The sequence below is a fragment of the Streptomyces sp. NPDC000880 genome, assembly GCF_053599675.1.
Genome location: NZ_JBSFMS010000101.1, coordinates 20,923 through 27,856, shown reverse-complemented (window position 1 = coordinate 27,856; position 6,934 = coordinate 20,923). Strand labels below are relative to the sequence as shown.

Below are 6,934 nucleotides of genomic sequence, written 5' to 3'. Positions count from 1 at the left end.
GCCCATGTGGGCGGGGAGCCGTCTCGTCGTTCGTACGCGACTCAGTGGGCGGTGTCCGGGCCCGGGCCGCCCGGGGACCTCGCCGGGTTGGCGCCCGCCGCTGCCGCCGACGCGCTGTAGATGTCCGGCTCCAGGTAGATCACGCGGGCGATCGGGACCGCGGCCCGGATGCGCTCCTCCGCCGCGTTGATCGCGGCCGCGACCTCCGCGGCCGTGTCGTCGTGCTGGACGGCGACCTTGGCCGCGACCAGCAGTTCCTCCGGGCCGAGGTGGAGCGTACGCATGTGGATGATGCCGGTGACCGTGTCACCGTCCACCGCCGCTGCCTTGATCTTCTCGATGTCGTCGAGACCCGCGGCCTCCCCCAGCAGCAGCGACTTGGTCTCGGCCGCCAGGACGAGTGCGATCACGATGAGCAGGACGCCGATGCAGAGCGTGCCGATGCCGTCCCACACGCCATTGCCCGTGGCCAGGGCCAGGCTCACGCCACCGAGCGCCAGGACCAGACCGACGAGCGCGCCGAGGTCCTCGAGGAGCACGACCGGCAGCTCGGGGGCCTTGGCGTGGCGCACGAACTCCGTCCACGACTTCTTGCCGCGCGTCTCGTTGGACTCCTTGATCGCGGTACGGAAGGAGAACGACTCGGCGATGATCGCGAAGACGAGGACACCGACCGGCCAGTACCAGGCCTCGATCTCGTGCGGGTGCTTGATCTTCTCGTAGCCCTCGTAGATCGCGAACATGCCGCCGACCGAGAAGAGCACGATGGAGACGAGGAAGGCGTAGATGTAGCGCTCGCGGCCGTAGCCGAAGGGGTGCTGCGGGGTCGCCTCGCGCTTGGCCTTCTTGCCGCCGAGGAGCAGCAGCCCCTGGTTGCCGGAGTCCGCGAGCGAGTGGACGCTCTCTGCGAGCATCGACGACGAGCCGCTGAACAGGAACGCAACGAACTTCGCTGCCGCGATTGCGAGGTTGGCGGCGAGTGCCGCCACGATCGCCTTGGTTCCGCCTGACGCGCTCATGTGTGCCGGATGTCCCTTCGTGCCTACGTCGGTCGCCGCCCGGGCTTTGCCCGGTCTTTGCGGTGCGCCATTGTTGCAGCCCCTGAAGATGGCGCCGCGTCAGGCCACCACAGTGGCCCGGAAGACCGTGCCCGCGCCGCCGTCGGCACCCGATATCTCCGCCTTGTCCCCCGCCGGTACGAACGCCGACTCGCCCGGGGCGAGCGTCAGATCGCCGACCGTCACGCTGCCCGCCGTGCAGAGCAGGATCTGCGGGGTGGATGCGGTTACGTCGCGGGGCGCCGCGTCCGGCCCGAGGACGTAACGCGAGAGACGGAATTCGTCGATCGGAGTGTCGTAGAGCTCTTCGCCCGACAGCGAGGCCTCGGGACGAAGAACGCCGGGGTCGCTCGCCTCGAAGCGGACGATACGCAGCAGCTCCGGGACGTCCACGTGCTTGGGGGTCAGTCCGCAGCGCAGCACGTTGTCGGAGTTGGCCATGATCTCCACACCGAGGCCGTTGAGGTAGGCGTGCGGGACGCCGGCGCCGAGGAACAGGGCCTCACCGGGCTGGAGTTGGACGTAGTTGAGCAGCATGGCGGCGATGGCGCCCGGGTCGCCCGGATAGTGGTGCGCGATCGAGGCGTACGGGGCGTAGCCGCCGCCGAGCCGCTCGGCGGCGGCCGCGGCCTCCGCGACGGTGACCGCCATCTCGTCGGGGTCGGCGGTCAGCACCGCGGTCAGGACCTCACGGAGCGCTGCCTCCTCCGGGTGGGCGTGCAGGAGGTCGACGTACGGCTTGAGGGAGTCCACGTCGAGTCCGGCGAGGAGACCGGCGGCTTCAAGAGGCGTACGGAATCCGCACAGTCCGTCGAAGGGCGTGAGCGCGCAGATCAGTTCGGGCTTGTGGTTTGCGTCTTTGTAGTTGCGGTGCGGTGCGTCGATCGGGACGCCCGCGCTCTCCTCGGCTGCGTAACCCTCCTTCGCCTGCGCGAGGTTGGGGTGAACCTGGAGGGAGAGGGGGGCGCCGGCCGCGAGGATCTTGAGGAGGAAGGGGAGGCGCGGGCCGAACTTCTCGACTGCCGCGGGGCCCAGTTCGCGTACCGGGTCGGAAGCGATCAGGTCGGAGAGCGGCTGCTCGGCGGCGTCACGGGTGACGCGGGAGGGCGCTCCCGGGTGGGCGCCCATCCACATCTCGGCCTGGGGCTCGCCGGTGGGGGCGATGCCGAGCAGTTCCGGGAGAGCGGTCGTGGAGCCCCAGGCGTAGGGGCGCACGGTGTTGGAGAGGCGATCCATGGTCTTCCCGGTTCTTCCTGTTGCTTGCGGGAGAGGTGTCTTTACGTGGGGGTGTGGGAGGCCGCCAGGGCCAGGTAGACGGCGGCGAAGTCGGTAACGGCGAGGAGTTCGGCGATCGACTCGAGGTCGGTGCCCTCCTCCGGTTCGAGCTCGCTGATCGCGGTGTCGTGGCTGAGGGCCAGTTCACGGGCGGCGGGCGCGGCGGTCAGGCCGCCGGCGGGGCGGTCGCGCAGCAGTACGACACGGGCCCGCAGCGCCTGCTGCTCCTCGACACGGTCGCGGAAGAAGTCCTCCGGGTCGGCGCCGCCCGCGAAGGCGCCGGCAAGCAGCACGCCATGGGCGGGGAGCGCCTCGGGGAGCTCGGCTGCGAGGGCGGGGCGGCCGGCCAGCTCTGCCAGTACGGCGGCGAAGCGGCGGCCTGCCGGGGCGGCGCCCGCGCCCTCTGTCCAGATGAGCGGAAGACTGTCGGCGAGCTCGGCGGCGAGCGTCTTGGCCGGGTTGCTGTACGTCGCGATGGCCGGGCCGCACCGTTCGGCGGTGTGGTCGAGGCGGTCGGCGACCTTGGCGAGGGTCTCCGGGGGCGCTTCGAGCAGGCCGAGACGGTCGAGGAGGACGAGGAGGGGAGTGAACAGGGCCCACAGCTCGCCGGGGCTCGCGGTCTGCGTCTCCTCGTACGTCTCGTGCGGGGCGGTGGCCATGGGGACCACCAGGCCGTGGGTGCCGTCGACGGCCTCGGAGAGCGGGGAGCGCTCGGGGGCGACGGCGACGACGCTGCAACCGCGGCGGTACGCCTGCTCCGCGAGGAGGGCGAGGCCGGGTTCGCTGCCGTCGGTGGTCGCGACAAGGAGAAGGTCCACGGAGCCCGCCCAGCCGGGGAGCGCCCAGCGCAGGGCGCCGGCGGCGGGGGCTACGCCGGTGGGGTGGAGCCGGGTGACGGGGGCGGACGCTCCGGCGAGGGCGCCGATGAGGTCGGCGACGCCGGTGGCGGCGGTGCCGGAGCCCGCGAGGAGGACGGCGCGGGGGCGGCCCTCGGAGGTGAGCTCAGGGATACCGGCCTCGGCGGCGTGCCGGGCGGCGGTGCGTACGCGCGCCCCGGCCTCGGCGGCGCCTCGGAGCAGTCCTCGGCGATCGGCGCGGGCCAGGGCTTCCGGGGCGTCGAGGAGCGACTCGTCGAGCATGAGGGTGGGCCTCCGATCGCCGTGCGGTTGTGGGTCAGGCGGGGCGGCGTGCCTCGTCGACGAGGAGGACGGGGATCGCGTCCCGTACCGGGTAGGCCAGGCCGCAGTCCTTGCCGGTGCAGATCAGCTCGGGGGTGTCGGCCGCCGTGCGGTCGCTGAGGGGGGCGTGGCAGGCCGGGCAGGCGAGGATCTCCAGGAGGCCGGCTTCGAGCGGCATGTGTGAGGTGTCCCTTCGGGCATTTGGCATGTCGACCATGCGGTCGCGGTGATCCGGATCGAGCGACGTCAGCGTACCGCTGGGGGGCGGGGTGCGGCGCGTTCTGGGGGTACGGGGGGGCGTTCCCCGTGCCCGCCCGGCCGCGCCCCGCGCCCTTGGTCGGCCGTCACGCCCACTATCCGGGCGTCACGCCACCATCCGGGCGTCACGCCTCCCGGACCAGTCCCAGCACCTCGTCCCTCACCTTTGCCATCGTCTGCTCGTCACGCGCCTCCACGTTCAGGCGCAGCAGCGGTTCCGTGTTCGACGGGCGGAGGTTGAACCACCAGTCCTGCGTCAACACCGTCAGGCCGTCGAGTTCGTCGACCGTGACGTCGTCGCGGGACGCGTACGCCGCCTTCACCGCCTCCGTGCGGGCCGACTGGTCGTCGACGGTGGAGTTGATCTCGCCCGAGCCGCTGTAACGGTCGTACTGCGCGACCAGCCCCGACAGTGGGCCCTCCTGCGAGCCCAGCGCAGCCAGGACGTGGAGGGCCGCCAGCATGCCCGTGTCCGCGTTCCAGAAGTCGCGGAAGTAGTAGTGCGCCGAGTGCTCACCGCCGAAGATCGCTCCCGTACGGGCCATCTCCTGCTTGATGAAGGAGTGGCCGACCCGCGTACGAACCGGGATCCCACCGTTCTCGCGGACCACCTCCGGGACCGACCATGACGTGATCAGGTTGTGGATCACCGTCCCGCCGGGGTGCGTCGCCAGCTCGCGCGCCGCCACCAGCGCCGTGATCGCCGACGGCGAGATGCCCTCGCCCCTCTCGTCCACCACGAAGCAGCGGTCCGCGTCCCCGTCGAAGGCCAGACCCAGGTCCGCGCCCTCGGAGAGGACGCGGACCTGGAGGTCGACGATGTTCGCCGGGTCCAGCGGGTTCGCCTCGTGGTTGGGGAAGGTGCCGTCCAGCTCGAAGTACATCGGTACGAGGGTGACGGGAAGGGATTCGAAAACCGTCGGGACCGTGTGGCCGCCCATCCCGTTGCCCGCGTCCACGACCACCTTCAGCGGACGTATCGACGACAGGTCCACCAGCGACAGCAGATGCGCCGCGTAGTCGGTGAGCGTGTCCCGCTGCGTTACCTTGCCCCGCTCGGCCGCGGGCTCCGGGGCGCCCTGTTCGGACCAGGACTCGACCAGCGCGCGGATGTCCGCCAGGCCGGTGTCCTGGCCCACCGGCGCCGCGCCCGCCCGGCACATCTTGATGCCGTTGTACTGCGCCGGATTGTGCGACGCGGTGAACATGGCGCCCGGCAGGTCCAGCTTCCCCGACGCGAAGTACAGCTGATCCGTCGAGCACAGACCGATCAGCGTGACATCCGCGCCCCGGGCCGCGGCACCCCGCGCGAACGCCCCCGAGAGCCCTGGCGACGACGGCCGCATGTCATGGCCGACGACAATCGCCTCCGCGCCCGTCACCTGGACGAACGCTGCGCCGAACAGCTCGGCCAGTGCCTCGTCCCACTGATCCGGCACCACCCCGCGGACGTCGTACGCCTTAACGATCTGCGACAGATCAGCAGTCACGGGCCACCCCTCCAGGAATCTCTGCGGTCACCACAACGTACCCGCACAAACTAGGGGAGCATCCAGCCCAGCACGGCCGTGCTCTGTGCCGTCACGATCAGGCACATCACCAGGAGCAATCCCAGGCTCCACGGCAGCACCTTGCGCAACAGATCGCCCTCCTTGCCCGCGAGCCCCACCGCCGCGCACGCGATCGTCAGATTCTGCGGGGAGATCATCTTGCCGAGTACGCCGCCGGAGCTGTTGGCGGCCGCCAACAGTTCGGGAGAGAGCCCCGATTCCCGCGCCGCCGTGACCTGGAGCGCGCCGAACAGCGCGTTCGCGGAGGTGTCCGAGCCGGACACGGCGACACCGAACCAGCCCAGCACCGGGGAGAGGAAGGCGAGGCCCGCGCCCGCCGCCGCCACGAAGTGACCGATGGTGGCGGCCTGTCCGGACAAATTCATGACGTACGCGAGCGCCAGTACCGAAGTCACCGTGAGGATCGCGTACCGCAGCTCGTGCACGGTCGCCGCCCACTCGCCTGCCGCATCCCGCCCGCGTACACCCAGCACGAACGCCGTCACCACACCCGCCAGCAGCACCAGCGTCCCGCCCGTCGAGATCAGCGGCAGCGAGAACGTATTGGCGCCGACCGGCTCCCCCGCCGGGCTCCCGACATTGAGGAACGGCCAGTCGAAGACCCGCGTCGCCTCCCCCAGCAGCCGCTTGACCGGCGGTATCTGGGCGATGGAGAAGATCGCGACGATGAGTGCGTACGGAGCGTAGGCGCGCACCACTTCGCGCCGCGGGTCCTCGCGGTCCAGGTCCTCGCTCCGTACGCCGGTCAGCACTGCCGCCCGCACCGGCTCCGCAGCCGGCTTGCGCGCACCCGGCACCGCGACCAGCGCCGCCGCGCCCACCAACGCCGCTCCGATGTCGGCGAGTTGTGCCGAGACATAGTTGGCCGCCACGAACTGGGCCGCTGCGAAGGCGAATCCGCAGGCCAGCGCGGGCGCCCATGTCTCGCGCAGACCTCGCCGCCCATCGACGAGCCCGACCAGTACGAGCGGTACGACGAGGGCGAGCAGCGGAGTCTGCCGGCCGACCACCGAGGCGACCGAGTCCAGCGGCAGGCCGGTGACCTGAGCGAGCGTCACCACGGGGGTGCCCATAGCGCCGAAGGCGACGGGCGCGGTGTTGGCGACAAGGGCGAGCACCGCCGCCTTGACCGGGTCGAAGCCGAGAGCCACGAGCATCACCGAACAGATCGCGACCGGCGCGCCGAAACCGGCGAGGGCTTCGAGCAGCGCGCCGAAGCAGAAGGCGATGACGAGGGCCTGGATGCGGGGGTCGTCGGAGAGCCGGCCGAAGGAACGCCGGAGGATGTCGAAGTGCTGGGTGCGGACCGTCATCCGATACACCCACAGGGCGTTCACGACGATCCACATGATGGGGAAAAGACCGAACAGCACGCCCTGCGCACCCGCCGAGAGGGTCTGGCCGAGGGGCATTTCGAACGCTAGCCAGGCGACCGCCACGGCGACGGCGAGGCCGACGAGCCCGGCGCGGTGGGCTCTCATCCGTACGGCGCCGAGCAGCACCAGGACGGTGACCAGCGGTAGCGCGGCGACCAGGGCGGACAGGGCGAGTGAGTCGGCGACGGGTTCCAGTTGCTGCACGAACACGACAGACC

The 6,934-nt window shown here is 71.1% G+C and carries 6 protein-coding genes; all 6 read right to left on the bottom strand.

Translation table 11 applies throughout. The features are described from left to right. Positions 1-41: 41 nt before the first annotated feature. Complete coding sequence (locus tag ACWDO5_RS26590; protein ID WP_450532887.1) at positions 42-1,019, bottom strand: cation diffusion facilitator family transporter; 978 nt, start codon at positions 1,017-1,019, stop codon at positions 42-44. 99 nt (positions 1,020-1,118) lie between these two features. Then, entirely contained in the window at positions 1,119-2,294 is a 1,176-nt protein-coding gene (manA, locus tag ACWDO5_RS26585) for a mannose-6-phosphate isomerase, class I (RefSeq protein ID WP_450532886.1), read from the bottom strand. Positions 2,295-2,335: 41 nt separating this feature from the next. Continuing rightward, complete coding sequence (locus ACWDO5_RS26580) at positions 2,336-3,472, bottom strand: SIS domain-containing protein (protein ID WP_450532885.1); 1,137 nt, start codon at positions 3,470-3,472, stop codon at positions 2,336-2,338. Positions 3,473-3,506: 34 nt separating this feature from the next. Next, positions 3,507-3,689 (bottom strand): Trm112 family protein, encoded by a 183-nt coding sequence (locus ACWDO5_RS26575; protein WP_326650288.1) that lies wholly within the window; start codon positions 3,687-3,689, stop codon positions 3,507-3,509. A 205-nt stretch (positions 3,690-3,894) separates the two neighbouring features. Next, positions 3,895-5,259: a phosphomannomutase/phosphoglucomutase gene (locus ACWDO5_RS26570; protein WP_450532884.1), complete on the bottom strand. Its 1,365-nt coding sequence runs from the start codon at positions 5,257-5,259 to the stop codon at positions 3,895-3,897. Between the two features lie 50 nt (positions 5,260-5,309). Continuing rightward, positions 5,310-6,926 (bottom strand): L-lactate permease, encoded by a 1,617-nt coding sequence (locus ACWDO5_RS26565; RefSeq protein WP_450532882.1) that lies wholly within the window; start codon positions 6,924-6,926, stop codon positions 5,310-5,312. Positions 6,927-6,934: the final 8 nt, after the last annotated feature.

Bases quoted from the DNA above. Each gene is read 5' to 3' on its own strand.
- ACWDO5_RS26590 (WP_450532887.1), bottom strand. From the start codon at position 1,019: ATGAGCGCGTCAGGCGGAACCAAGGCGATCGTGGCGGCACTCGCCGCC.
- manA (WP_450532886.1), bottom strand. From the start codon at position 2,294: ATGGATCGCCTCTCCAACACCGTGCGCCCCTACGCCTGGGGCTCCACG.
- ACWDO5_RS26580 (WP_450532885.1), bottom strand. From the start codon at position 3,472: ATGCTCGACGAGTCGCTCCTCGACGCCCCGGAAGCCCTGGCCCGCGCC.
- ACWDO5_RS26575 (WP_326650288.1), bottom strand. From the start codon at position 3,689: ATGCCGCTCGAAGCCGGCCTCCTGGAGATCCTCGCCTGCCCGGCCTGC.